At 38.8% G+C, this 26,639-nt stretch carries 25 protein-coding genes; 13 read left to right on the forward strand and 12 right to left on the reverse strand.

The annotated features are described in order from the left end of the window. Window positions 1-161 precede the first annotated feature (161 nt). The 11 genes from cas2 to cas3 form a co-directional block, all read right to left on the reverse strand. Window positions 162-434: a CRISPR-associated endonuclease Cas2 gene (gene cas2 / locus IQ264_RS12150; RefSeq protein ID WP_193981045.1), complete on the reverse strand. Its 273-nt coding sequence runs from the start codon at window positions 432-434 to the stop codon at window positions 162-164. Between the two features lie 266 nt (window positions 435-700). Next, window positions 701-1,705, reverse strand: coding sequence for a type I-D CRISPR-associated endonuclease Cas1d (gene cas1d / locus IQ264_RS12155; RefSeq protein ID WP_193981046.1), 1,005 nt, complete (start codon window positions 1,703-1,705; stop codon window positions 701-703). 7 nt (window positions 1,706-1,712) lie between these two features. Further along, complete coding sequence (gene cas4 / locus IQ264_RS12160; RefSeq protein WP_193981047.1) at window positions 1,713-2,303, reverse strand: CRISPR-associated protein Cas4; 591 nt, start codon at window positions 2,301-2,303, stop codon at window positions 1,713-1,715. Continuing rightward, entirely contained in the window at window positions 2,293-3,120 is an 828-nt protein-coding gene (gene cas6 / locus IQ264_RS12165; RefSeq protein WP_193981048.1) for a CRISPR-associated endoribonuclease Cas6, read from the reverse strand. The genes cas4 and cas6 overlap by 11 nt, the downstream gene beginning before the upstream one ends. Before the next feature lie 121 nt (window positions 3,121-3,241). Then, entirely contained in the window at window positions 3,242-3,955 is a 714-nt protein-coding gene (gene cas5d, locus IQ264_RS12170) for a type I-D CRISPR-associated protein Cas5/Csc1 (RefSeq protein ID WP_193981049.1), read from the reverse strand. Between the two features lie 5 nt (window positions 3,956-3,960). Further along, the gene (cas7d, locus tag IQ264_RS12175) at window positions 3,961-4,980 is read right to left on the reverse strand and encodes a type I-D CRISPR-associated protein Cas7/Csc2 (protein WP_193981050.1); all 1,020 of its coding nucleotides are present in this window, start codon (window positions 4,978-4,980) and stop codon (window positions 3,961-3,963) included. Window positions 4,981-5,098: 118 nt separating this feature from the next. After that, window positions 5,099-8,374: a type I-D CRISPR-associated protein Cas10d/Csc3 gene (gene cas10d, locus IQ264_RS12180; RefSeq protein ID WP_193981051.1), complete on the reverse strand. Its 3,276-nt coding sequence runs from the start codon at window positions 8,372-8,374 to the stop codon at window positions 5,099-5,101. Continuing rightward, a complete protein-coding gene (locus tag IQ264_RS12185; RefSeq protein WP_193981052.1) occupies window positions 8,371-8,757 on the reverse strand; it encodes a DUF5615 family PIN-like protein in 387 nt (128 codons plus the stop codon). The genes cas10d and IQ264_RS12185 overlap by 4 nt, the downstream gene beginning before the upstream one ends. Continuing rightward, window positions 8,754-9,014: a DUF433 domain-containing protein gene (locus IQ264_RS12190; RefSeq protein WP_193981053.1), complete on the reverse strand. Its 261-nt coding sequence runs from the start codon at window positions 9,012-9,014 to the stop codon at window positions 8,754-8,756. Before IQ264_RS12190 ends, IQ264_RS12185 begins: the two co-directional genes overlap by 4 nt. After that, on the reverse strand, window positions 8,989-9,516 hold the full coding sequence (locus IQ264_RS12195) for a hypothetical protein (protein ID WP_193981054.1): 528 nt from the start codon (window positions 9,514-9,516) through the stop codon (window positions 8,989-8,991). Before IQ264_RS12195 ends, IQ264_RS12190 begins: the two co-directional genes overlap by 26 nt. Window positions 9,517-9,843: 327 nt before the next feature. Then, window positions 9,844-11,949: a type I-D CRISPR-associated helicase Cas3' gene (cas3, locus tag IQ264_RS12200; protein WP_193981055.1), complete on the reverse strand. Its 2,106-nt coding sequence runs from the start codon at window positions 11,947-11,949 to the stop codon at window positions 9,844-9,846. Window positions 11,950-12,116: 167 nt separating this feature from the next. Between cas3 and IQ264_RS12205 the strand changes: the two genes are divergently transcribed. Beyond that, entirely contained in the window at window positions 12,117-12,980 is an 864-nt protein-coding gene (locus IQ264_RS12205) for a WYL domain-containing protein (RefSeq protein ID WP_193981056.1), read from the forward strand. 141 nt (window positions 12,981-13,121) lie between these two features. Next, the gene (gene pgm, locus IQ264_RS12210) at window positions 13,122-14,783 is read left to right on the forward strand and encodes a phosphoglucomutase (alpha-D-glucose-1,6-bisphosphate-dependent) (protein WP_193981057.1); all 1,662 of its coding nucleotides are present in this window, start codon (window positions 13,122-13,124) and stop codon (window positions 14,781-14,783) included. Between the two features lie 151 nt (window positions 14,784-14,934). On the opposite strand, the gene IQ264_RS12215 is transcribed toward pgm, so the two are convergent. Further along, window positions 14,935-15,108, reverse strand: coding sequence for a hypothetical protein (locus tag IQ264_RS12215; RefSeq protein ID WP_193981058.1), 174 nt, complete (start codon window positions 15,106-15,108; stop codon window positions 14,935-14,937). 283 nt (window positions 15,109-15,391) lie between these two features. On the opposite strand from IQ264_RS12215, the gene IQ264_RS12220 reads away from it, so the two are divergent. From IQ264_RS12220 to IQ264_RS12270, 11 genes are all read left to right on the forward strand, one after another. Next, a complete protein-coding gene (locus IQ264_RS12220) occupies window positions 15,392-16,564 on the forward strand; it encodes a S41 family peptidase (protein WP_228061482.1) in 1,173 nt (390 codons plus the stop codon). 212 nt (window positions 16,565-16,776) lie between these two features. Further along, the gene (locus IQ264_RS12225; RefSeq protein WP_413470347.1) at window positions 16,777-18,129 is read left to right on the forward strand and encodes a DNA phosphorothioation system restriction enzyme; all 1,353 of its coding nucleotides are present in this window, start codon (window positions 16,777-16,779) and stop codon (window positions 18,127-18,129) included. Between the two features lie 125 nt (window positions 18,130-18,254). After that, window positions 18,255-18,428, forward strand: coding sequence for a hypothetical protein (locus IQ264_RS12230; RefSeq protein ID WP_193981061.1), 174 nt, complete (start codon window positions 18,255-18,257; stop codon window positions 18,426-18,428). Next, window positions 18,425-20,488: an AAA family ATPase gene (locus tag IQ264_RS12235; protein ID WP_193981062.1), complete on the forward strand. Its 2,064-nt coding sequence runs from the start codon at window positions 18,425-18,427 to the stop codon at window positions 20,486-20,488. Before IQ264_RS12230 ends, IQ264_RS12235 begins: the two co-directional genes overlap by 4 nt. Continuing rightward, window positions 20,478-21,119: a Uma2 family endonuclease gene (locus IQ264_RS12240; RefSeq protein WP_193981063.1), complete on the forward strand. Its 642-nt coding sequence runs from the start codon at window positions 20,478-20,480 to the stop codon at window positions 21,117-21,119. The genes IQ264_RS12235 and IQ264_RS12240 overlap by 11 nt, the downstream gene beginning before the upstream one ends. 10 nt (window positions 21,120-21,129) lie before the next feature. Further along, window positions 21,130-21,450 (forward strand): nucleoside triphosphate pyrophosphohydrolase, encoded by a 321-nt coding sequence (locus tag IQ264_RS12245; protein WP_193981064.1) that lies wholly within the window; start codon window positions 21,130-21,132, stop codon window positions 21,448-21,450. Window positions 21,451-21,455: 5 nt separating this feature from the next. Next, window positions 21,456-21,923, forward strand: coding sequence for a DNA phosphorothioation-associated protein 4 (locus IQ264_RS12250; protein WP_193981065.1), 468 nt, complete (start codon window positions 21,456-21,458; stop codon window positions 21,921-21,923). Window positions 21,924-21,935: 12 nt separating this feature from the next. Next, window positions 21,936-22,265, forward strand: a complete 330-nt coding sequence (locus tag IQ264_RS12255; RefSeq protein ID WP_193981066.1) for a XisI protein — start codon at window positions 21,936-21,938, stop codon at window positions 22,263-22,265. 220 nt (window positions 22,266-22,485) lie between these two features. Further along, entirely contained in the window at window positions 22,486-24,465 is a 1,980-nt protein-coding gene (locus tag IQ264_RS12260; RefSeq protein ID WP_193981067.1) for a DEAD/DEAH box helicase family protein, read from the forward strand. Then, window positions 24,462-24,665 (forward strand): hypothetical protein, encoded by a 204-nt coding sequence (locus IQ264_RS12265; protein ID WP_193981068.1) that lies wholly within the window; start codon window positions 24,462-24,464, stop codon window positions 24,663-24,665. The genes IQ264_RS12260 and IQ264_RS12265 overlap by 4 nt, the downstream gene beginning before the upstream one ends. Further along, a complete protein-coding gene (locus IQ264_RS12270; protein ID WP_193981069.1) occupies window positions 24,662-26,638 on the forward strand; it encodes an AAA family ATPase in 1,977 nt (658 codons plus the stop codon). Before IQ264_RS12265 ends, IQ264_RS12270 begins: the two co-directional genes overlap by 4 nt. The last annotated feature ends 1 nt before the right edge of the window (window position 26,639 follow it).

A 26,639-nucleotide genomic window follows, 5' to 3' on the forward strand; every position in this document is an offset into this window, starting at 1 on the left:
AAATCAAGAATTGTAAACATAGCAGAAAACCTAGTCAGACAAAGGTTTTGGAGAGTTCGCGGATTGGAAACAGGGTAGATGAGTGGTTAAAACCTTGCGGTAAAAGCATTTGAGCCAATTTCATACCCACCACCAAAACGAACACCCACCCATCCGCGCATTTAAACAAAGAAAATCGATTCATCGCGTACTTTTTCCCCGCCAATTCTTTCTACTTTACCGTGACAGCAAGCACAGAGAAAGTAGAACAGAATGCTATCTTGGTCAGGCTTAATCTTTTTTTTGAGGCGCGATCGCAGTTTAGCATATTGAGTATCAGTCAAATTGCATTCAAACAAACTAAACTGCATCCACTGACCATAAGATTTAAGAATGCTGTGAATTTTCGTGCGTCGATTATCATCTGAAATATCGTAAGCAACAACAACGTGCATGAGAAAATTCCTATTTCATATCAATTAAAAAGGAATGCAACACATTGGAGATCCCCCTAAATCCCCCTTAAAAAGGGGGACTTTGAACCTCTTTCTCCTTGAGTTTTGCGATCGGTGCGTTCGTTCTTTCTGATCCCTAAATCCCCCTTAAAAAGAGGGACTTTGAACCTCTTTCTCCCCCCTTTTTAAGGGGGGCTGGGGGGGATCTAACGATTGGAAAACGCACCCCAATCCCCAGTACCCAGTACCTAGTCCCCAATCCCCAATCACTTAAGAACCAACGGTGGATAAAGTTGCGTTTCACCCATCAGATATTTCGCTAAAAGACGGGCTTGAATTTCAAACGTTTCTTGATAGGTGTGTTGTTTTTTTAACACTGGATGTGTGAATTTTGATTGTTTCTTTTGTTCGTACAATCTTAAGAAAGTTCGCAATCCTTCATCGGTAAGACGCACGGCATTACTCAGCGGTTCTGTAGTAAAATCTTTGGGTAAGATCGATCGCTTATTCACCGCCGCTAAAACTACAGCATCCACCACCAAAGATCGAAATTCTTCCATCAAATCTAACGCTAAAGAAGGTCGTCCATAGCGTTCCGTATGAAGATATCCTAAATAAGGATCGAAGCCGACAATATTAACTGCACTTTGCAAATCATGCGCTAACAAAGCATAACCAAAACTCAACATGGCATTAATTGGATCGGTTGGAGGACGACGGCGACGAGATTCAAAACTAAAACCTTCAGCGCGAATTAATTTATCAAAACTGCCAAAATAAGCCGCACTTCCCGCACCTTCCAAACCTCTTAAAGAATCAATGCTTTCGGTTTTGTCAATCGGTGCAATTACTTGTTCTAATCTGGTAATTGCATCCTGCAAATTCAAGGTTTCATTCTCTCTTTGAGCGCGAAGGAAACTATTACGATAATTCTTCAATTTCCCGCGCACGAAACCTCGAACAATATGAGTAGCTTTTGATGGTTCTTGCATAACTTTCCATTGGGCCGATCGCACAAAAATATTCTTGGTTAACTGCGGTTCCAAACGTCCCAAATACTTACCATTTGCGGTGAGAAAACTTAAAGGAATTTGCCGTTGTAACAATTCCATTAACGCTGCTGGGGAAATTGTCGATCGCCCCAACACCACCACACCATCCACCTTAATTAAAGGTACATCCAACAAAGTCTTTTTCTCGGCTTTTACCTGCAAACGTTCGTCAGTTTTGCCGATAAAACTTTCCTCTTGCGTGATATAAATTGTTCCCATTTTCCTGTTAATTCGCCTCCTGATAGCGATTAATTTTTGTCCCGACTTGGGGTAAACATTGCGAGTAAAAACTGCATCCTTGACAACGCTTAGAATAAATTGGTAAAGGCATTTTTCCGGTTTCTAAAAGTGTGGTGACTGACTGGATAGTGGCGATCGCTTCTTCCCGCAATTGGCCAGTAATTTTTACCTCTTGTCTTTGGCGAGATTTCGCATAATAAACATAGCCCTTACTCACAGTTTTTCCGGTCATATCTTCCAAACACAAAGCTTGTGCAGCGACTTGCAATTCATCATTATCAAATTCGCCTTTGTGTCCTCTTTTATATTCAACTGGATACCAACAACCTTGGCTTTCTTCTACTAAGTCAGACTTACCAATTAATCCATACTTTTCTGACTTTAACCAAATCGCCCGAACTTGCCAAACTTCCTCTCGTTGTCCGTCCCCCAAAGTGTGAACTCGTTCGTGCAAACTAGTCCCTTCAATGGTGTATTGATTATCAATAAATTCCCCCGCACAAAACATTCGCCAGCAACGATGCGGGCAATAACTGTATTGATTTAGAGATGCGATCGCAATATAATCATTTTGCATGATTAAACCTCCTTACCATACCCATTCCCATCGGTGTTTTCCGTCCTATGCCACTATAAAGAGCAAAGTCAGCCAAAGCATTAATTTGTTTAATTTTCACAGGTTCAACTTCTCCTAAAATCCGAAAATTCATCACTCCCACACACCCGATAAACTTGCTTCGCGCATCGTCAATTATTTCAGTGTGAATATCAAAAAAACTAGGATAAATTGGTTCAATTAAGTCTGAAAAAAACTCAATTCCGCTATACTGATTCCACTTTCGCAGCAAACTATTAAACACCAAATCCCTAGTAGGTAAAGCCGTATCAAATTGCATTTGCCGAAACGCAGTCGGCGTACAAAAAGCCAAATTAATTTGCCGTTCTTCTTCAGAAGCTTGGGCATAAATATCGGCATAAGTAGCGTAATTTGCCCAAGGGAAATCACTATGAGGAGTACCCAAAATGCTGGTAATTTGTAAATTAGCTGGGCCTAAATGCCAAGGTTGTTCGGGATTAAGATTTAACCAAAGTTTGGTGAGATTGCCAAATAAGGAATCATTTAACAAAGCAATGCGCCACCAACAAGGAGTCCCCGCTTTAATGGGGAATTTGTGTTCCTTTTGTAAGATAAAATCAGTAGTTTTAGGATGACCAATTTGCAGGGGACTAAGGGTAAAAGCTTTGTCAGTTTTTTGGTCATGGAGATGGGTGCCCAAAGTGCGATCGATCGAACTTACCAAGTTTAAAAACAAAGCATGAAGATGTTTACCTTTCAAGTATCCCGGAGGAATCGGAGATTGGGGAATTAGGGTGAGAATGAGGCTATGAGGCATGGAGTTTTAGTTAGTTAAAAAGTGTTAGCAATGGCTCTCCAGAAATTAAAGGTGCGCTACCTGGAATCCTTGTAGAGACGTTGTATACAACGTCTCTACAATCTTTTTTGGAGATCTCTAATTAATTCCTAAAACGATACTGCATCCGCGCCGGAATTTTCAGACTATCTTTCATTCCTTCAAAAGTGTAATATTCTCCTCTCATCCGCACATTGCGAATTAAACTCACAGGCGGCATATTAATAGTGTCATAACTCAATACTTGATTAGTGAACATCACATCAAGCGGATTGAGAGGATAAGGAAAAGTAAATTCTCCCCCTTGATGTCGTTTAGGTTTTGGAAGTTCAGAAAGTGTTAATTCACCCTTACTCATCCATTTACCCAAACGAATCCACTTTGGTAGTTTTAGAGTTCTTTCCGAAATGATAAAGAACTCAAACTCACTCTCTGGCGCAATTTCTTTTGCTCTACCAAAGCTGGGAATATTTTTCTGTGTTTTCTCCATCTCAACATGGTAATTGTTATTAGCATATTTCCAAGTGTTGAGAATAGCAGCATGATTAACTGCTCTTGCTGGAGTCACATAAATTCCCTGCTGATTAAGCGGTGTTAAATGTTCCTCATATTTAGGAACTTGTTCGGGGCAAAAGTAACGATAAGAATGTTCTTCAGAAACAGTAGTAGAGTAAGTTTCACTATCTACTAATCCCAATGCGTAGCAGAGAGCGTAGTTGTGTAAAATTGGTTCTGTTTCGTACAATCTCCCAATTTCACGAGTAGCAAAATATAGGCTGTCGTGAAGTTCTAAAATGCAGCGATAGATGATTGTCATAGTCTCTACTCCGCTACATTGGCAGCTGCTTTTTTACTGCCTTTTTTAGCTTTTTCAGTTGACTTAAAGATGTGTTTTTGGGCATAAGCTGTTGATTCTGTATTTGCTTGATTCAACATAGCCTTGAGTTGCGTTTCATCGCTGGTAATTCCTTTCACTTCTGATAAAAGTGGATTGAGTGCATCACCAATAAAATCAGTATGAGGAATAAATTCTTCAGCTATAAGTTGAGCGATCGCTTCTTGAGCAGCAACTAAAACATCATCTTCATTAAGCGGATCTGGTAGTTGAATTTGGTTCTTTTCCATCATCAAATCGTAAATCTTTTGTGTCCAACGCAAATTACTAACTATCTCTCCATCTGCAAAAATTACACCGATTAACTCATTACGAACACGACCTGTACGAGTAGTTTGTGCGCCATAATGCCGAGTTCTTAAAATGTTGTTGAAAACATACAAAAATCCGGCTTCAGTTGGATCTTTGAGCGTCACAATGCTAGGAAAAAACACTTGTGGCAAAATGTGATCTTGGCTATTGATGCGGCTAGTAACTTCACCTTGACGGCTCATCGTACCATTTTCAAACGGTGCATTAAGGGTAAAGTTCAAGTGTGAATCATCAAAAGAAGTTATTGAGTAAGCAGTGTCAACAACAACTTTTGATTTTTCCGAACCTGCATCTCCGATCGCAAAACCATAAAGAACACAATCAGGAGTTGTCTTACTAAACTCAACGTTATAGTCGCACTTTTCCCAATCACCGATTTGATAATTACGGAGTAATTCTCGTCCAGTTAAACGTTCAGGAGTTGATTGTTTCCGCTTAAACATTGCTAAACGGCTAATAGCTTCTCCATGTTGAATTCCAGCACGAACTCTGGCTTTATTTAATTCTCCATCAGTCTGAAACAGAGGATAGGATTCAGTAACTCGAACAGTAATGAAATGAGCATACTTACCCATCGGTTTAGCAGGAATTTCAGAATGAAAATGCTTGGAATCAACTGTTTTTAGAAAGTTCATTTTTGTTTCTCTCAGTAAATGTGTGAATTTGGTGGAAATGGGTGAACTACCCTATTAAAGCTTTAATCAGAATCCGCATTAGCGGTTCTAAATCTTCTGGTACTCGGTAGCTTATCCCTCAAACAACTTCTGTTTCTAATTCAGGTATTTCTTCCGGTTCAGGTTGTTTAATGTTTTGCCGTTCTCGATCTTCTTCTAGACGATAAAGATAGTCGCAGGTGTCCCGAATTAAGTTAAGTTGGGTTCCTGCTAGACGGGCGCGATCGCCTTTAAATGTCTCCTCAAAAATTTCCTTAACAAAGAACTGAGCAAATTCATAAATTGCTTGTCGTTCTTCTTCAGAATTTAAGGCTGGTTTCCATTTACCATCTACGAATGCCAGAGTGGGTTTACCCTCTGCTGTTCTACGGCGTACATTCGTCATTAATTTAGCAATTCTGGCTGCAACTACATCAGTCAAAGATTGAGTATCGCTTGCCAAAGCTTTATCAATTTTCAAAATCACATCTGCTGCTTCATCAATCGGTTTTAAAACAGCATTAGGTTTAGCAAATTGACTTTTTGCTCGATAAAAACAGCGATAAAGGCGAGTTAATTCTCTTAGTTGATTCATGTCTTCTCCTTCAGGATCAAAACAGTAGTAAAAATACAGGTAAAGTTTGATTTTTGGTATTGGTGCTGTATCCCAGTCCAATTTACGCACTAATTTAGTTAGGTAGTGGAAAACATAAAGAGGACTGGTTTCTAGATCTCGTGCTAAATCTGATAATTTCCCCCAATCAGGATTACCGTCTTTTTTCCGATTAACCTCTAAATGAATGCAATAAGCAGCACTGAGAGCATTAAGTGGTGAAAATTTCTGAGTCTTTGGCAGAATACTATCTAAGCGGTATTCATCTTGCTTAATTAAAGAACTAATTGCTTGATGTTCGCCATCTAAAATAGCTGTTTTTTCAAAATCAGCACCACTAATATAAGGTGGTACTGGTGATTCTGAAGCAACAGTTTTCACATCTAAAATTAGTGGTAAAGCTAATGCTAACCAAGCTGGCATTACCCAAGATTCGGTATCTGTTGCATCTTTTCCCGGTGGCAATGCTAAGAAGAAAAATGTTAAGGGTTGATGATCTGGATAGCTCAGTTTGAAGGTGCGATCGTCTTCAGCTTGCAAATTCTCCTGCATCAATAATGAATCAACTTTTTGATAGTTGTCAAGGGTAAACTTAGCTACTTGTCGATCGTTAATTAAATGCTTGCGAATATCAGCATCAAATCGAGTTCGCGCAATCCAACTGTAAGCTTTTTGCAGAAACTTATTAGTTTCCGGTGTAAAGAAGTAAGTGGGATAAAGATAGAGATAGCGATATTTACGACTTTCAAAATCACCTCCTGTAGCATTAGTTTGATTCATCAAAATTTGCCGCAACATAATCTCAATTGACCAAATTGAGCAAATTTGACGTTTGGCTGCTTGTGCATTAAATAAAATTTGGCGGTTACTGTAAACTTGGGGAGTAAATAAAGTTGCCGCTTCCATTTGTTCAGTTACAGTGTAGGAAGAACTAGACATTGCACAAACATTTTCTCGTCCTCTACCATTAATTTTGGCAGCATTGTAGCGACTTAGTTCAACTAAAAATGGATCGGCTTTTGGTTTAACAACTGCTCCTGTTGGTAATGAAACAATACTACTGACATAAGTTCGTAAATCATTCCAACCATCGGGAAGTGTAAACTCTTCTAGAAATGGTTTAATGATACTAGCTGCATACTTAACCATACCAGTCATTCTGTCACGAAGTTCACCATCATCTAACCCTTTACTCTGAATATATCGTGCAGCTAAATAATACCAATCGAGTGGAACACCGCCTGTTTTTTTGAGTGATTGAATAGCTGTAATTGCAGGTATTTCATCAGCTAAACCTAAGTGTTCAGCTAGTTTTTGAGTTAAGTCTAACTCCGGTAGAGTTTGACGTTTAGCTTTTGGTAATTCTTTTTGGGAATTCTCGAAACGATCGCGCCACTTTTCCCAAATCCCTCGACAAAGAATATCTCCAAATTCGGCAAGGCGATCGATCCGATAATCATCAGCAAATTCAACTTTTAATTCACTGGGTAAATCACCCTCAGATTGAAATTTAACTAAGCTATCACTACGTTTTTTAGCTGAGGAAGGTTTAGTACTGGGAATGAGTCGGCAAGCTGCTTCAATACTCACTTCCATTAACTTAATCGTATCAAAGAATAGCCAATAGTAATCAGCAAATTTAAAACCTTTACCATCACGACTAAATCCTGTGGTTTTTTGCTTTAATCTTTCCGCACAAAGACTACGGATTTTAGCAATAACTTGATTAGGAATATCATTAGTATTGATGGAATTAGCATCAACTTTAGCTAGATAAACTACACCATCTGGTAAGTACAATAATGGCGTGTAAAACTCACTAGGATGAGCATCCATTAACGCATTATTAATGATGTTGGTTAATACACCACGATTATCTGAAAGCGAGTGATAGCTAAACTTTAATTGATGATTGCTAATGCTACCCAATATTTCAGCTAAACTCTCTTTCTTGTCGCTAGTTTCTTCTTTCGTTATTTCTATATTAATGGGATGCTTAACAACTGAAGCGAATAAATCTGAAAGCCGCAGGAGATTTGCGATAGTTTCTCTGATTCTACCATCTAATTTAGGTTGTAATCCGCGAATTTCCAGACCGCGATCGCTATCATATTTGACTCCAGCGTTACTGCTCATCCACACGATATCATCAATGTGAGATTGCCAGTTTTCACCTAATAGAGAATCCAAACTAAAATCTCGGATTTTCTTTGCTACATAATCGCGTGCAAAATTAGGCGCTTCGTTTTTATGAGGTGGGTCTTTTCGCCAATCTCGGTTTTGAAATCTGCCATCAGGATCGTTATCTTCTAACCACTTACGATAATCGGGAAACTTATCAAAATCGTGCAGGATATAAGAAGCGATAAACAAGGCAATTTCAATCTCGTGGCAATTGCGTTTTACTGGGTTTGTTTCTGCTGTCTCTGTCTTGAGTGTTTTCAAGATTCGATAAGTGGGAAATAAGCCATTAAGCAAATGAGAAATAAATGACTGATCTTCTTTACTGCGCTCGACATTTTTTCCTTGAGATCGCATCTCTTCAGTAAATTGACCGCCTTTGGCTGTTGCTCCTACTAACTGTTTAATTAAATTCGGTAGGACGTTTTCTGCAAAGGATTCTAGGATGCGATCGCCTTCATTTCCCTCAGTTTCTAAAATTGCTTTTTTAAACAATTTAATTGTCAAAAGCTCAGGTTTTTCAATTGTTTCTTCCTCTTCATCTTCTGAATGCAACCATTGATAAAGATCGTCCTCATTCATTGTTCTGTCCCTTGTTGTTCAATTGATTGATATTCTTGAATTTTTCCCTGTCGGATAATCCACAACTTACCTGTTACATCTGCTTCTTCTAATCCCAGAATTAATGTTTCGATAGCTTCTCGCCAGTCTTCAAAACTAGCGCGAGATGGCACACGAATTACTATAATTCCTGGGTAATTGGCAGGATTAAACCGTAGACGATTTCCAAATCCTCGATCTGAAGTAACTAAACATCTACCTTCATCGCGGCAAATATTAATTAGTTCAAAATCTGGTGCTGAAATTAAACCTTGTTCTCTAACTGTTGCTACATCATGTCCTGCTAAACGTAATCTGGTAGCAACCCTCAAACTACCAAGATTTTCATCAAGTTTGATTTTCACTGGCTTGTTTCCTGCTGAATTTTAATGGGAATTTCTACATAAGCATCCCTTGTCATTTCAGCAGCATAGGCAATACAAGCCAGAATATCTTCTTTTTCTATACCAGGATATTCTTCTAAAATTGTCTCAATTGTTTCTCCACCAGCTAAAAGATCGAGAATTAACGAAACCCAAATTCGATGTCCACGAATACAAGGTTTACCAAAACAGATATTTGGATCGATCGAAATTCTATGCAGCAAATTTTCCCTGGTCATTTGTTTTTCTCCAAATTTCGCGTAATTCATCTAAAAGAATCCACTTGTCATTCTTCTTAATTTCAATGTACTCCCAACCGTTGGCTGAACTTCCGTTAATTTGTGCTGCTAAAGGACTTGGTTTATCAAACTCATGTCCGTTAAAAATAATTGTTCCTGTTGCAGAAATTTCTAACCCGTTGATATAGTCACGACCTCGTTTTTTTGCTATTTCCCTCTTTAGCTTGACTCGAAGAGCCATTCCTCGCTTAGTAATACCTGCATCAAATAATTCAGTAAGTCTTACACGAGAGCTTTCTGTTTTTTCCTCTAAAGTTTGATCTGCAAAATTGAAACTTAACTGAGTGGGCAATGCTTTAGGTTCGCTCGACTGCTGAAAAACTTGTAATTTAGCCGAATTTAAGCTCTTGGTTTTCAGATGTTCAGTCAGCCAGTTGAGAAATCGAGTGCGTAATGGTTCTGGCATTTGGTCTACATCTTTGTCGCTGAGATTAATTTCCATAACAAGCCTCTTGAGGTTAGTTTTCACTATGATGTCATCCACCTTACCTCATTGTCAAGGTTACTGTAGCCTTATGATTAAAGAGTTACTGTAGCCATCAGATTATGGGCGGGGACAAAATTGTGTATCCTATATATATGGAGAAAGGAGCGCAGTTCAGTACTGCATAAGTAGAAATACTTAAATTAATACCTCTTAGGGATTGAAACACTGTCGCCTTCTGATTTCGGGCAAAACCCTTTCTCCTCAAAATTCTTGTTAACAAATCCATTTCTCGTCCTCCTCTAGGTTTCGACTGTGCGCTGCATTCGATCGCTGCAAGTGCTTCTAACAAATCCATCCTTCATCCTGCTGTGGCTTCCAGTGCCAAATTAGCGTTTCCAGTAGTAATGCCGATCGACCAAAAGCAATGGTGTAATCTGGTTTGCCATTAAAGCGATCGCTCAATCCATAAGCTTGAAAATGAATCGGCAATCCACATTTAGCTCGCAAAGTAGCGCGATCGCGATCGGAAATAAAACACACTAAACTCCGCCTAGATAAAGCCTTACTAATATCATTGCTGCCCCCAGTAACCTCTAAACCTTTGAGAATTTGCACCTTGCCAGATTTAGCAATCTCACGCAGATCATCCCGTGAACAATAAAACTGCCAATCTTCCCTAACTTCTCGATATCCAGTCAATTTCAGATAACACAAAGCTTTATCAAAACGGCTGATTCCTAACCTTAATTTCTTGGCTTGTTCGATAAAATCTGCTTTTTCCATCCACTCAAAATAAAAGTTACTGAGCAAACTAGGAAGATTGTAAGTTTTAAACCGTTCTTTCTCAGGTTCATCAGGATTAGTCGCATCATAAATCCCACAATCTAGCTGACTGATACCTCGAAAACTTCTAGCCTCCTCAATAATTTTCTTTTTCTCTTTTTCCATGCAGCGAAAAAGCTGTGCTCTCATTTGTTTAATAGTCACTCCCAAAGCACTTTCGATATCACTAGCAAACCCTTCAGCTGCTTCAGGATAGCCTTGTCGCATTTGAAAATTTTTCTCTAACTCCAAATGCACACAAGCTGACTGAACTGCACCCCACCGCTTCGGATATTGCCGAAACTGATTTAGATGACCGTAATGATCGCGAATAGTATTAGAAAAAGTGATGCGATCGTAAGTTTCCCCATTTTCTAACGGATGTTTATCAGTTTCAAACAATCGCTCTATAATAAAGTTAGGTAACAAAGCATAAGCTTGATAGATATCAAACCCTTTATGTCTGCCTAATCGACCAAAGCGTTGAATAAAGTTGCCAGCATCAGCCGCTTCAAATACTAAGAAATTAATCCTAAAATCAACTCCCACATCAATTGTAGATGTACCAACAAGTAGATCGGCATTCTCGACTGACATAGATTTTTCAGTTTCGCCTGTCAAGCCTGTATTCTCCATTACCTTCAGTCCTAAAGGTGCAAAAATCGCCTTTAGTTTAGTTACTAACTTTTTCACAGAAGCAATGGAATTAAGAATAATTGCACCTTTACTTCCCGGATGATCCTGAAAAAACTTTAAAATAATTGTTTCAGCATTCTCTAAAATCCAGTCATAACTAGAACGTAAATTAGGCTCTAAATTTTGGGTAAAGCTCAAATTAATCGGATAACTAATCTGCCGCCAATTATCAGCAGGGGAGAACCGATAAGCATCTTGCTTTACAGGATCTATGGCATAATATCTGAGTCCGCAACGTGACAAAAACTCTTGCAATAAATCGTTGGGTGTAGCCGAGAGAAAGAGAAACTTTTTCCCCGGAAAAGTATGCTTAATCAATAGCATCGCATTCAGTATACTAGTAATCTGTGGCGATGAGAAAATATGAAACTCATCAAAGATGAATAAGTTGTAGTAGTTGTCAATTTTGGAAAATAAGCGATCGGCATTATCTCCTTTTCTCTCCTTGTTTCGGCGCAGATAGCGGAAATCATGGATGTAGTGAAAGATATCAGGATTGGTCAACAAAATTTCTGAATTATCAGCGCGATCGATTAATCCTGCTAATTTTGAAGACAGTTTTTTCGTTTCAATAAAATCCTCAAGAATAGCTGCATTTAAACGATAAACTTGCGGATCATTTTCAGGCTTAAATGTTGTTTTATAGCTTTGCACCTGCTTTTCTTGATCTCGCGCCAGTTCATTTGTAGGGTACATGGCTAAAGTTGAAGTACGCTTTGTCATTGCAGAAAGGTAAGCCGCTAAACTCTTCCCATCTCCAGTCATTGCTGTATTAAATATAACATCAATGTTTGGGTCTTGTAGTGCTGCAAAGGTGGCGACTTGATGCCATGAAAGTGAAGACCATTTTGGAGGTAAGGTTACTCCTTCAGGAAGTACATCAGCAAGACGGGAATATACAGGTTTAAGAGTAATGCTGTAATCAGACATAACTGAAAAATTAGGGTGAGCTTTAGTTATTAGAAGTATATGCTCCCGATGGAAAGGGGAATTTCCATAAGGCTCTGGGATACTTTCGGCATTCAGAATTAAGCTTTTACATTTACAATAAATATAGAATAGCACATCAATTTCAAAAATCAATGTATATTTTATAAATGTCTCGCAAAAAAGAAGCACTTACACTTTCAGTTCCACCAAGAACCAAAGAGCAACTAGAGTCGATCGCACGCCGTCTAGGAATCTTTTGGGGCAAAAGTCCCAGCCCATCGGGGTTGGTAGCTGCGATCGCGCAACAACAACTCCAAGTCGGTCGAGAAGCTTTAAGCCTTGACGAGCAGCAGGTGAACGCCTTACGGCAAGCCACTAAACTGCTAATTGATGCAGGTCAAATCAAGGATGCCGAAATTATAATTACACTTTTGCTGAATCAAGGCGATTTGGAAGCACCCATCCGTCAAGCCTTGCTGCAACAGCAGACTCAGCCGATTCAAGCTTGGCGCGATCGCATTGACCAACTCATCAACGCTAAACAGCCTTTTCGCTTGAAATATCGCAACTCACAAAACCAAAATTTAGAGTTCACCGTCCGTTATGCAGAAGTCCGCTTCTACGAAAAACGATTCTACTTACAAATTTGGTGCGAAGAAACAGCCGACGCATTGGCGGAAAACCCCGATTTACCAGAGGTTTGCCATAACCGCTGCTTACGATTTGAACGCATTCAAGACATCCAACCAATCTCAGATATCTGGCGCGGAAGTTTCGATTCCATTAAAGTGTATTTACACTTTAAAGAATGGTTAGCAAACGCTTATGAACCAAAAACCGAAGACGTAGAAAACGAAGTCTTAGGCGAGATTCGCCAAGTCGTGCGGCAAGTAGTTAATCCCTTTTGGTTAATTCGTGAAATCCGACGCTACGGCGAAGATTGCGTGATTGTAGCGCCTGAGAACATCAGAGAACGCTACAGGCGAGAACTGCGGGAGATTTGCGAATCATACAACATCAAACTTCCTTAATATCATTAGACGAACCCTTGTAGAGACGTTGTATACAACGTCTCTACATTCATCGAAAGCAGAGGTCTGATTGACGCAAACAGCGACATTTCGAGCTATTCTTTACATGAAAAGCATGACGGGATTTGGACAGAGGGCACAATGCAAACAGTAGAAGAAAAGGTCAACCCCCTAGCGGGAAAGCCAGCACCCGACGACATTTTGATTGATGTTGCTAAACTTTTAGACGACTATTACACAGTTCATCCCGATCCTGCAAATCCCCTGCAAAAGGTAAGTTTTGGCACTTCGGGACATCGGGGTTCTTCCAGCAATGGGACTTTCAACGAAGACCACATTCTCGCCGTTTCCCAAGCTGTGGTGGAATATCGCCAGAGTCAGGGCATTAATGGCCCATTGTACATGGGAATGGATACTCACGCTCTTTCTGCTCCCGCACAAAAGACGGCTTTGGAAGTGTTAGCGGCGCATGGTGTAGAAGTTTACATTGCTGCGGGGGAAGGATATGCTCAGTTTACGCCAACTCCGGTGGTTTCTTATGCGATTCTTACTTACAACCAAGGGAAAACCACTGGTTTAGCAGATGGAATTATTATCACACCTTCGCACAATCCCCCTTCTGACGGCGGTTTTAAATATAATCCCCCTTCTGGAGGCCCTGCGGAACCAGAAATTACTAAATGGGTGCAAGAAAGGGCGAATGAATTGTTAGCAAATAACAATCGGGATGTGCGGCGCATTTCTTATGAGTCGGCGTTGAAAGCATCAACAACTCATTTCTATGATTTCATTACTCCCTACGTCAACGATTTAGAAAATGTAGTTGATATTGATGTAATTCGATCGGCAGGACTTCGGATTGGGGCCGATCCTTTGGGTGGTTCTAATATAGCTTATTGGGAACCAATTGCCGATCGCTACAAGCTAAACATTACCTTAGTGAACAAAACCGTAGATCCAACTTTTCGGTTTATGACCGTAGATTGGGATGGGAAAATTCGCATGGATTGTTCATCTCCTTATGCGATGGCGAGTTTAGTCAAATTTAAAAATGATTATGACATCGCTTTTGGTAATGATACCGATTCCGACAGACATGGAATTGTTACTCCTAGCGTGGGATTAATGAATCCGAATCATTTCCTATCAGTAGCGATTTGGTATTTATTTACTAATCGTACAGGTTGGTCGGGAGAAAGTGCGATCGGGAAAACTTTAGTTAGTAGTAGTATGATCGATCGCGTCGCCAAAGAGATAAACCGCAAACTGAGCGAAGTACCCGTAGGTTTCAAATGGTTTGTTGACGGATTATTAGACGGTTCCTTTGGTTTTGGCGGAGAAGAAAGTGCCGGAGCATCTTTCTTACGCAAAAATGGTACAGTTTGGACAACCGACAAAGACGGAATTATCATGGATCTTTTAGCCGCAGAAATCACAGCTAAAACCGGAAAAGATCCAGGATTACATTATCAAGATTTAACCGCACGTTTAGGCACACCTTATTACAAACGCATCGACTCCCCCGCTACTCCCGAACAAAAAGCACGCTTGGGTAAACTCTCCCCCGAAGATGTGAAAGCAGGAACAATGGCAGGAGATCAAATCACAGCGAAACTCACCAAAGCGCCAGGAAATAATGCCTCAATAGGCGGACTAAAAGTAACTACAGAAAACGGTTGGTTTGCCGCACGTCCTTCCGGCACAGAAAACGTTTATAAAGTTTATGCCGAAAGTTTCCAAAGCGAAAATCACCTAGAACAAATCCTGCAAGAAGCACAACAAATAGTCACCGACGCACTTTAAGTATAGGAACAGAGGAGAAGATTAAAGTAAATTTCTCCTCTCTCCAAATTATCTAATTTGAAAGTGGAACAGCTAAAAGCAACTCACAGTAAATATAGATATACATCTGCGTTCATCTGCGTTTATCTGCTTTCATCTGCGTTCTAAAAAATTATTCATCTTGAGAGTTGGGATTGTGCGATCGATAACGCCGCATCCCCTTAGAAAGATAAGCAATTAAAAAAGTTGTCAATCCCATCATTGCAAAATTATAAGAATGACTGAACCAAGTAGCTATGCCAATTACTAGTAAACCTAGTAGCAAATATTTAACCTTATTAGACATTTTTTAAACTACCTTTAATTTAATTAATTTTGAACCACGTTCGCGTAGCGTGCGCGTAGCGCGTAAGACACGAAGGACACGAAGAAAGAAGAAGAAGGACTTTATTATAACTCAAAGCAAGTATGAGAAAAATTGAGTAAAATTAGACAAGTTATCAATTCTATTTAAACATACAGAGATGAAAAGATTCAAACTCATCAGGAAGAGAAACTCAGCTTTTATCATTTTATTTAGCATTTCAATTTTACTCCTTAGCTGGCTAATTTCTCCAGTAATTCCCCAAATGTTGGCTACCCAGTCTAAAACTTTTAATGCTGTCTGGGAAACTGTTAACAATAACTTTTACGACCCGAAATTTAATGGCGTAGATTGGAAAGCAATGCAATCTAAATATGCCCCAAGAATTAACCAAACTCAAACAATTGACCAAGCAGCAGTTATTATCAATCAAATGCTGGGAGAATTACAAACCTCTCACACGAAATTTTACACACAAAACGAGCCAGCGTACTATCAAATTTTGGGCATTTTTGCCCCAATGAACGAAGAATTACAAAAGCAGTTAAAGAGCATATTCCCATCAGGAAAAATTGAATATACCGATATTGGTATTTACACCAAAACCTTGAATAACAAAACCTTTATTAACACCATTTTAGATGGTTCTCCAGCAGCTAAAGCTGGACTAAAAATAGGTGATGAAATAATTAGTGTTGATGGAAAATCATTTCACCCTATACAATCTTTCGCCGGGAAAGCAGGACAAAAAGTTACTCTTAAAATACAGCGTCAAGCTAATGTTAATAGTCAGCAAGAAATTTCAGTAACGCCGAAAATGTTTGATACAACTACTATGTTTTTGGATGCTCAAATAGCCAGTACCCAAATAATCGAAAGAGAAGGGAAAAAAATCGGTTATGTTCACATTTGGTCTTATGGTGGCGACCAATATCAGCAACAATTGGAAGACGACTTAATTTATGGTCGGTTAAAAGATGCAGATGCCTTAGTTTTAGATTTGCGTGATGGTTGGGGTGGTGCGCCAATGGGTGCTTTAAATATCTTTTTAGCACAGCCTGGTTTTTCCTTAACTAATATTAACCGCAATGGGAGACGCAGCACTTATTATTCACATTGGAAAAAGCCAGTGGTAATGTTAGTAAATGAAGGTAGTCGCAGTGCTAAAGAAGTGGTAGCTTATGGTTTTCAAAAAGATAAAATTGGCTCATTAGTTGGCACTAAAACGGCTGGTGCAGTAGTCGCAGGTCGTCCTTTTTTACTAGTAGATGGAACTTTGCTTTATGTCGCAGTTGCAGATGTATATGTTGATGAAAACCAACGCTTAGAAGGAAAGGGTGTAACTCCTGATATCGTAGTACCTTTTCCCATTGAATATGCTCAAGGAAATGACCCGCAAAAGGAAAGGGCTATTAGGGAAGCGTTAGCAAAATTATAAAATTTGCTGATTCTCGATTACAATAAATAAAAAGTGGTAAGGGCTAGAAAATTGTGAAAAGAAGTTCTCAGGGTGTTTATCAAGTTCAAAAGCGAACAAATTACCAATTTCAAGCTGAAACTTTACTCCCAGTAAACAAACTTTTAAAAGTAGCATCCGCTAAAGGCACTTATCACTTTGAAGGGAAACAACCTGCGCCGGGATGCCCGATAATTCCTGGATCTTTGCAATTGCGCCCTTACCAAAAACAAGCGGTAGAATCTTGGTTTGCTAACCAAGGTAGAGGCACTTTAAAAATGGCGACTGGTAGCGGAAAAACGATTACTGCGTTAGCAATTACTAGCGAACTTTACCAAAAAATCGGGTTACAAGTTTTGTTAGTTGTCTGTCCTTTTCGCCATTTAGTCACCCAATGGGCGCGAGAATGCGAAAAGTTTGGTTTAGCGCCAATTTTGGCTTTTGAAAATCTGCGACGTTGGCAAGATAAACTTTCGACGCAATTGTATAATGTGCGATCGCAAAAACAACCATTCCTCACAATAATTACCACCAACGCCACTTTAATCAGCGAAGGGTTTCAATCTCAACTTAAGTACTTCCCGGAAAAAAGTTTAATCATTGGCGACGAAGCGCATAACTTAGGTGCTCCCAAATTAGAGGAAAGTTTACCCCGACAAATTGGTTTAAGACTCGCACTTTCCGCCACTCCCGAAAGACACTTTGACGACTTGGGTACAGAATCTCTGTTTAACTATTTTGGTGCAGTTTTACAACCTGAGTTTAACCTAAAAGATGCGATTCAAGCCGGGGCTTTAGTACCTTATTTTTATCATCCAATTTTAGTCGAATTAACAGAAACTGAAACCAGAAATTATATTAAGTTAACTCGCCAAATTGGACGGGCGTTACTATTTCGGGAACGGGAAGGACAAACGAGTGATATTTCTGATGAAGAAAACGAAGATTTGACACCTTTGTTAATTCAAAGAGCGCGATTAATTGGTGCAGCAGCGAATAAGTTAAAGGCGTTGCGAAACTTAATGGCTAATCGTTTGGAAACTTGTCACACTTTATTTTATTGTGGGGATGGTTCGGTGGAAAGTACCCGCCAACTCAAGGTAGTGACAAAGATTTTGGGAACCGAGTTAGGTTATCGAGTCAGCACTTACACGGCGGAAACTCCTTTGGATGAAAGGGAAGATTTGCGACGACAATTTGAATCGGGAGAATTACAAGGTTTGGTGGCAATTCGCTGTTTGGATGAAGGGGTGGATATTCCGGCAATTGAGAACGCAGTAATTTTGGCAAGTAGTAACAATCCCCGGCAATTTATTCAACGTCGGGGACGCATTTTGCGCCCTTTTCCCGGCAAACAAAGGGCAACTTTATTCGATATGATTGTGCTACCTCCAGAGTTAGACCGAGAAACTTTAGAAGTGGAAAGGAATCTGTTAAGAAAAGAGTTGCGGCGATTGGTGGAATTTGCAGATTTAGCGGTAAATGCGGGGGAAGCAAGGATGAAATTACTGAGTTTGCAAAAGCGGTATGGGTTGTTGGATATTTGAGGGGATTGGGGATTGGAAATTTTTTAAGTAACCAGATTAAGTAAATTAGTATTTTTACTGTTCAGTATCCTCAGCAAATAGAATAGATTAAATAAAAGATTACCAATTTCTGGGTAGCAGTAAAGATGAGCGAAGAATTTAACTTGAGTTATGTGCAAGAACCAATTACCAGCGCACCGCCAGAAGTGCGACAAATCATTGACAGGGTGAGACAAGCGGAAAAAGATAAGCTTTATATGAAAACACCTTATAAAATTAATGAAGACATTTTACTCATCGTCAAGGATGTAATTCGATGAGGCTAATTTCGCTCAAACTTTGTAATTTCCGCTGTTTTTATGGCAAAAGTCCTGAAATTTCCTTTGCTTATGGAGAGGAACAAAATACAACTATTATTCACGGAAATAATGGTTCTGGAAAAACTACTTTACTGAATGCTTTCACTTGGGTTTTATATAACAAATTTACAGCGGCTTTTGCTTCAGAAGAATACTTAGTAAATAAAAGAGCAATATCTGAAGCTAACCCTGGAGAAGCGGTTGAATGTTGGGTAGAAATTGTTTGGGAACATTTCCAAAAACGCTATCGCGCTAAACGGGAATGTCGCGCTTATAAAGGCGAAACGATCGAACAAGGCGAAAGCAAATTGTATATGCAAATTGCTGGCGACGATGGGAATTGGAAACTTCCGACAGAACAACCTGAAGATATTATTGGTAAAATATTACCCGAAAGCTTACATCAATATTTCTTTTTTGATGGAGAACGAATTGAAAGAATCGTTCGTTCTGATAACAAAATCGAAATTGCCGAAGCAACTAAAACGATGCTGGGAGTGGAAGTTTTAAATCGTTCTATCAAGCATTTGGGAGAAGCAAAGAAAAGTTTAGAAGATGAGTTAAAGGCGATCGGTGACACAGAGACAAAACAGCTATTAAAACAACAGCATCAAAAAGAAAAAGAGATTGAACGTTTAGAAAATCGCCAAACCGAAATTTCCCAAGAATTAGCGCACCAAGAAACACTGAAGCGAGAAACTAGTACTCGCTTTCGAGACATTAGCGGCGCGAAAGATTTGGAAGAAAGACGCAAAGAATTAGAAGCACAAAAAACTACTAGTCGAGAAAGACTGAAAAAAAGCAAAGAATCGCTAAACCGTGCGATTTCTAGCAAAGGTTATACTGTTTTATTGCCAGAATTAACTGCTGAATTTCGCATAATTTTAGAAGATTTAAAACATCGAGGTGAACTAACTGCGGGAATATCTCGTGAATTTATTAATCAATTACTTAACTCTGGACGTTGTATTTGCGGTGCAGATTTAAGCGATGGTACACATTTTCATGAAAATGTCAGCAGTTGGTTAGATAAAGCTAATATTGCAGCAGTTGAAGAAACAGCGATTCGTATTAGTGCCCAAGTAGATGAAATTGATCAACAAGCAGTAAGTTTCTGGGAAGATGTAGACAAAGAACAAGCGAATATTAACCAATTTCGCCAAGAAATTTTCCAAATTGAAACTCAGTTAGAAAGTATTAGCGAACAGTTACGCAAAAACCCCGCTGAAGAAATCCGTAACTTGCAAAAGCGATTGGATGAAATTGAAAGCAAGATTCGGGAGTTAACTTTAGAAGAGGGAGAAAATAAGCAAAAAATCTCTGACTTTAAGGCAGAAATTGATGTGCTTTTGAAGCAAATTACTAAGCAGCAATCTAACGAAGAAAAACAATTGTTAGCGCAGCGAAGAATTGCTGCAACCCAAGATGCTATTTCCCGATTAAATGAGTATAAATCTCGTTTAGATCAACATTTTCGCAGCCAGTTAGAAAAGCGGGTGCAGGAAATTTTTAGTTCAATTTCCTTTAAAGCTTATATTCCCAAACTTAGTGAAAAGTACGAACTAACTCTGATTGAAAATACATCTGGAAAAGAAGCGTTAGTTGGTGCTTCAACGGGAGAGAATCAAATTCTCAGTCTCTCATTTATTGGGGGAATTATTGACAGAGTTCGAGAATGGAGTAAAGAGGAAATGATGGTGCCTGATAGTAGCACATTTCCGATCGTCATGGATTCGCCTTTTGGTAGTTTAGATGAAATCTATCGCCGCCAAATTGCCAAAATCATCCCCCAATTAGCAAATCAGTTAGTAGTTTTGGTAACAAAAACTCAGTGGCGAGGTGAAGTAGCAGAGGAAATTACTAATAGAATTGGGAGAGAATATGTGTTGACTTATTACTCTTCTAAACCTGATTGCGAACAGGATATAATTAATTTAGGCAATAGTAATTATCCCTTAATTAGGCAAAGTCCCAACGAATTTGAATACACGGAAATTACGGAGGTGGATTATGGTTTCTAGTTCTACTTTCGCTACTGATACCTGGGTAAAAGCAACTTGGGAAGAGTTTTTAGAGTTAGCGGATAGCCCGGAATATGAAAAGGCAAGGTGTTATTATCATCAAGGTTACATGAGGATTGAAATGGCAGCAATTGGTTCTCGTCATGGACGGCAAAATTCTTTAGTTGCCAATGTGATTACGATATTCGCTACCTTGAAAGACATTGAAATTGTTGAGTTCACTAATACCAGTTACAGAAAAGAAGGGTTAGGAGAATTTCAACCTGATTCTTCTTTTTATATAGGTTCAGGATTAAGAATACCTCCTGAAATTGATTCACCTGTAGATTTAAATGAGTACGATCCACCAACATTGGTGTTAGAAGTTGGATCGACAACTCTTAGTGATGATTTAGGCTTTAAACGCTTACTTTACGAACAAGCAGGAGTGAGAGAATATTGGGTAAATGATGCCAAAGCAGGTGAAGTAATAGGTTTTTCTATTTCTGAAGGGCGCAGCGGTCAAATTCATCAATTTTTGGTGTTGCCAGGATTAAGTTTATCAGTAATTAATGAAGCGTTGCCACGTCGGAAAACTCAAAAAGATAACGAAATCAATCGTTGGTTAATAGAAACTTTTAACCAAATTTAAAGGAGTTTGAATGCGAAAAGAGTATGACAAACTGGTAAGAGATAAAATTACCGAAATTATTCAACAAAGTGGGTTGAAATGTGAAACTTTAACCCTTCCTGAATCTGAATATCGGCAAGCTTTGCGGCAGAAAGTAGTTGAAGAAGCGCAAGAAGTAGCGGTAGCTGATGAAGAAAATTTAATTACAGAATTAGCTGATATATATGAAGTTATTGATGCAATTATAGAAACTTACGGGATTAATCGGGAATTAGTAATTGCTGAACAAATGCGCCGCCGACAGGAACGAGGTGGTTTTCAAAAACGGATTAAACTTTTGTGGACTGAGTAATTAAAATGGGTGCAAATCGAGTTAGAGTTGGGAAAGATAAAGCTGATTTAGTGAAAGCTTTGACTTTGGGAAATGATACAACAGGGCCTTTTCAAACTTATGCAGATGCGATCGCCTTTGCCGCCGCTTTAGGTGCAAAAAGGAAGAAACGGGTTGCTTTGCAGGAAGTTTCTAAAAAGGAACCAGGTGCGATCGCGCAAGAAATTTTCATTTCCAGAGGGTACGATCGATTAATCAAGTTATTAGCAATAGCTGAAACAAAAGACATTAATATTATTTCCCCCAACGACGCAGAAGCAGAAGAAACTCGCATAGCAATTTTTGAAGAATACGCCAATGGCGGATTAGAAATTTTGCAAGAAGAATTGCGAGGCGCAGTTGATTATACCGAGAGGTTGCTGTTAATGATGATTTCCGAAAGAGATCAAAAAAATCAGCCGGAAGGAGAATTTAACTTAAGTAGATTTTTATAAGGAGATTGTTATATGGAGAGACTAAATTATCTAGAAGTAGTACAAACAATTCTGAAAAGGCACGTAAAAAATCGCCCCAATAGTCAGACGGAAGTGCAACTAATATTTGATACAGAGCGCGGTCGCTATCAAGTCCTCAATATTGGTTGGCAAAAGTTAACCCGAATATTTGGTTGTATTATCTATGTAGAAATTAAAGATAGCAAAATTTGGAGCGAACGTGATGAAACAGAAATCGGAGTGGCTAATGAATTAGTAGAAACTGGAGTTCCTAAACAAAATATTGTTCTAGCATTTAAGGCTCCTTACAAACGGAAGTTTACTAAGTTTGCTGCTGGTTAAAGTGGTAGGTGCGATCGCGTAAGAGATTTTTATATCTAGAGGGCTGATTATTGCTGAAAGAGATCAAAAAAAATCAGCCCCAAGGAGAATTTAATTTAGGTAAATTTTTTCCTTAATAAGAAGCCATTAAATTAGAGGTCATATCCCGTATAAATACGTAAGCAAAATATTGGTCAAAGTGACTAAACTTAAAATATAAGTACCTAAAAGGACATTTAAGTTGAATTTGCGAGATTTAATAATTCAGGATGAGTATCGCAGCGATCGCAACAACCTCATTCAAGACTTCTATATACCTTGCTTGGAAAAAGCCACAGTTTATAGGCGGGCAGTCGGTTTTTTTTCCAGCAGTTCGATGGCGGCAGCTGCCAGAGGATTAACAGCATTAATTCGCGCTGGTGGCAAAATGCAGCTAGTGGCTTCTCCTTGTTTGTCTGAGGAAGATGCAGAAGCAATTGCCACCGGACTACAACAAAGAGAACAAGTAATTGTTAACGCTATTTTGCGAGAATTGGATCAAGAATTTGAGAAAATTGTTCAGGATCGTTTGGCAAGTCTTGCTTGGTTATTAGCACAAGGAGTATTAGAAATAAAGCTGGCAGTAGCGAAAAATATTCGTCGTCAGGGTATTTATCATGAAAAATTAGGAATATTTGCTGATACTAATAATATTATTATTGCTTTTACAGGTTCAGTTAATGAGAGTTCAACAGGTTTAATTGATAATTTTGAATGTATTGATGTCTTTTGTTCTTGGAATTTAGAAGTAAAAAATCGGGCATTACGAAAAGCCGAAAACTTTCAAAGGTTGTGGGATAACGATACAGAAAATGTGGAAGTAATTGGTTTTCCAGAAGCAGCTAGGCGATCGCTTTTACGCCTATGTCCCGATCGTCAACCGGAATGGGAACCAGGGCTTCCACACAACCCAAAATCATCTGTATCTGAAGTTAAGGGACAGTACAGTTTCAATTCAACTCAGGCAAGTGGTAATTCTTGGGAACATCAAACAGAAGCGATCGAAACTTTCTTGCAACATCGTTGCGGCATTCTGGAAATGGCGACAGGTACAGGAAAAACTCGCACAGCCTTGCAAATTTTCCAGCAATTAGTCAGTAAAAAAGACATTGATTCCGTGATTATTACTGCTATAGGAACTGATTTACTGGAACAATGGGTAAGGCAATTGTATAGTGTTGCCAGCAATTTAAATCCCAGGTTTCGTGTACTGAAACATTATGGGCAATACCACCAAAAAGACGAGTATGAATTAGATCCAAAAAACAGCGTTTTGGTAATATCGCGTCATGGGTTACGTAATGTATTGCGATCGCTTAATTACCCAACCAGAAGTCGTCTGTTACTAGTTCATGATGAAGTACATGGTTTAGGAAGTCCCGCCAATATTGAAGAACTAGAAGGTTTGTCTGATGGGATTACCTATCGACTGGGATTAAGTGCTACTCCAGAAAGAGAGTACGATCAAGAAGGAACAGAATTTATTACTAAAAATGTAGGTTCAGTTATCTATCGATTTAGCTTAGAAGATGCTATTCGTCGCGGTATTTTATGTGAATTTGATTACTATCCCATTGAATATGAACAATCTGAAGAAGATCGGCAGCGAATCAGAAGCGTGTACAGCCAAAAAGCTGCGCGTCAAGCGGAAGGTAAACCTATGTCTGATGAGGAATTTTGGACAGCTTTAGCGCGAGTATACAAAACATCTCCTAGCAAAATACCTCATTTTGAGAAGTTTTTATCCCAGCACCCAGAAATTTTGGAGCGATGTCTTGTTTTTGTAGAAGACCGTCAGTACGGTGAGCAAACTTTGAATATTATTCACCGTTACAGACATGACTTTCATACCTATTATGCTGAAGACGATCGACAAAAATTAGTAGATTTTGCTAATGGAAAAATCTCTTGTTTAATTACCTGCCATCGCATTTCTCAAGGGATTGATATTCAATCCCTAAAGTCAGTGATTCTATTATCTTCAGCACGGGCAAAATTAGAGACAATTCAAAGAATGGGTCGTTGCTTGCGAAAAGATACTGCAAATCCTCATAAAAGGGCTGCTGTTGTTGATTTTGTCAGAGTTCAAGATGAGGAAATGCAAGAGCTAAATACTGACCAACTCCGTAAACAGTGGCTTACTCATTTATCTCAAATAAAAAGGAAGGTAAATCAACCATGAAATTCGGTAAAGAAGTTTATGAAGCAGTGTATATCACTGTTAATGATCTCAATCAACCAAGTAGTGTGGCTGATAGGATGATGAAATGTTTGGACGAATTATCTGGAACTAATCCAGATGATATTAGCGATTATTTAGAAACCATATTAGAAGCTATTCAAATCAACAACTATAGACAGGAAGATGAGGAATTACAATGAGTTTAAATTTTACACTTTTAGGGTGGTCAGCTTCAGGTTTACGTTGTCCAGATCACGAAGTTAGTCTTTATGAAAGTGACATATCTAAAACCTATCCAGTAACCTTGATACAGATGCCTAACGGCACTGGCAAAACTACTACATTAAATATGCTCAGGGCTACCCTTTCTGGATCTGCAAAAAACTGGAAACCAGACGAAGTTCGGGAATTACGGCGCACGGGAAGTTACGATAAATCTGGACAATTTATTGTGAGATTAGCTATTGATAATGAGCCTTTGACTTTTGAACTTAATTTTGATTTCAAAGAAGGTAAGGCTTTTTATAGAACCAGTAGTTATATTGGTATTGAAGATGGCTTTTCCCCACGTCTCCGCCTGAGAAAATTTTTTACTCCAGAATTTGTTAAGTTGTTTGTATTTGATGGTGAGTTAGCTAAGAATTTACTAGATGCTAAACAAACGAAAGCCCGTCAAGCAATTGAATCTTTGTTTCAATTATTCGTGCTTAAAGAGTTAGAAAATAAGTTTTATTCAAATTGGGAGAAACACGCTGAATCTGCCACTGCAAAATCGGATCGAGCTTTAAAACGCCGGAAAAATAGACTAGAAGACCTCAAAAAGAAGCGAGATAAAATACAGGAAGAACAACAAGAACTTCACAAACAAAAAACACAACTACTATCAGACATCCAAGAGGCTCAACAAGAATACGAATCAGCTTTAAGCAAGGATCAGAATATCGGCAGTCAGTTGCAACAAATAAAAATTCAGTTTGATCAAGCTGAAAAATATGTAATTCAGTCATCAGAACAAGCAATTGAGAAAATGCGAGATCCCCATAGATTGCTACCTGATTTTGGTATTGCTTTGAAAAACCTTAAAGACAATTTAGATCGTTTAAAATTACCAACTTCAACATCCAAAGAATTTTTTGAGGAACTAGCAGAGGCGGAAGAATGCGTTTGTGGTCGAAAGATGGATGAAGCGGCTCGTCAGGCAGTACATGAACGGAAGAAAAATTATTTAGAAGATGATGAAGTTGGGATTTTAAATAGTATTAAATCCGACATAGCAACTTATTGCAGAGAAGATCCGATCGTCCCCTACCAAGAACTAAAGGAAAATTTAGATAGTTTAGGACAGTTGATTAGAAAGCGAGATGAATTGCAAACAGAACTCTATTCTCTAGAAGAGGCACGCCTGTCACAGGGAGATGTTGAATTAGAAATGAAGAAAAAACGCCTCGATAATCTGAAAGAACAACTTCGCCAATGTAATGAACGACTGGAGGAAATAGAAAGATCTCCCAACAGCAAAATTCCTGAAAATGCAATTTGTCTTCGAGAGTTAGATAAACTGATTCAAGAAGCAGAAAATGATGTAGCTGAAGCAACAGAAACTTTAACCCTTAAACTTAAAACAGATATTGCTATACAAATTCTTTCGCAAGCACACAAGTTAGCTAGTGAAGAATTGCGGAAAATCATTCTGGAGGAAACGAACCAAAAGATCAGCCAAGTCTTATCAAGAAATCCTGTTTTATTAGAAGACATTCAAGATTCTTTAAAACTGCAAGGTCAAGTAGGTGCTAGTGAGGGACAAACTTTATCTGTTAGCTATGCTTTTCTGGCAACACTTTTTAATAAAAGCGGTTGTGCAATCCCATTTATCGTAGACAGTCCGGCACTATCTCTGGATCTAAATGTACGTTCAGAAGTGGCAAATCTCATTCCAACTCTATGTAATCAATTTGTAGCATTTACTATTTCTAGCGAGAGACAAGCTTTTGTTGATGTTTTGCATCAGACAGTAAATGAACAAGTCCAGTATCTCACGTTTTTTCGGAAAACCTCTAGAATGAATGCACTTTGGAAAAATGTCGATCCGCACCAGATTCAAGAAACTAATGATGGGGTAATTATTAAAGGGAAAGACTTTTTCGATCGCTTTGATTTAGATAAGGAACTGTAAG

It is taken from the genome of [Phormidium] sp. LEGE 05292 (genome assembly GCF_015207735.1).
Taxonomy (GTDB): domain Bacteria; phylum Cyanobacteriota; class Cyanobacteriia; order Cyanobacteriales; family Aerosakkonemataceae; genus Floridanema.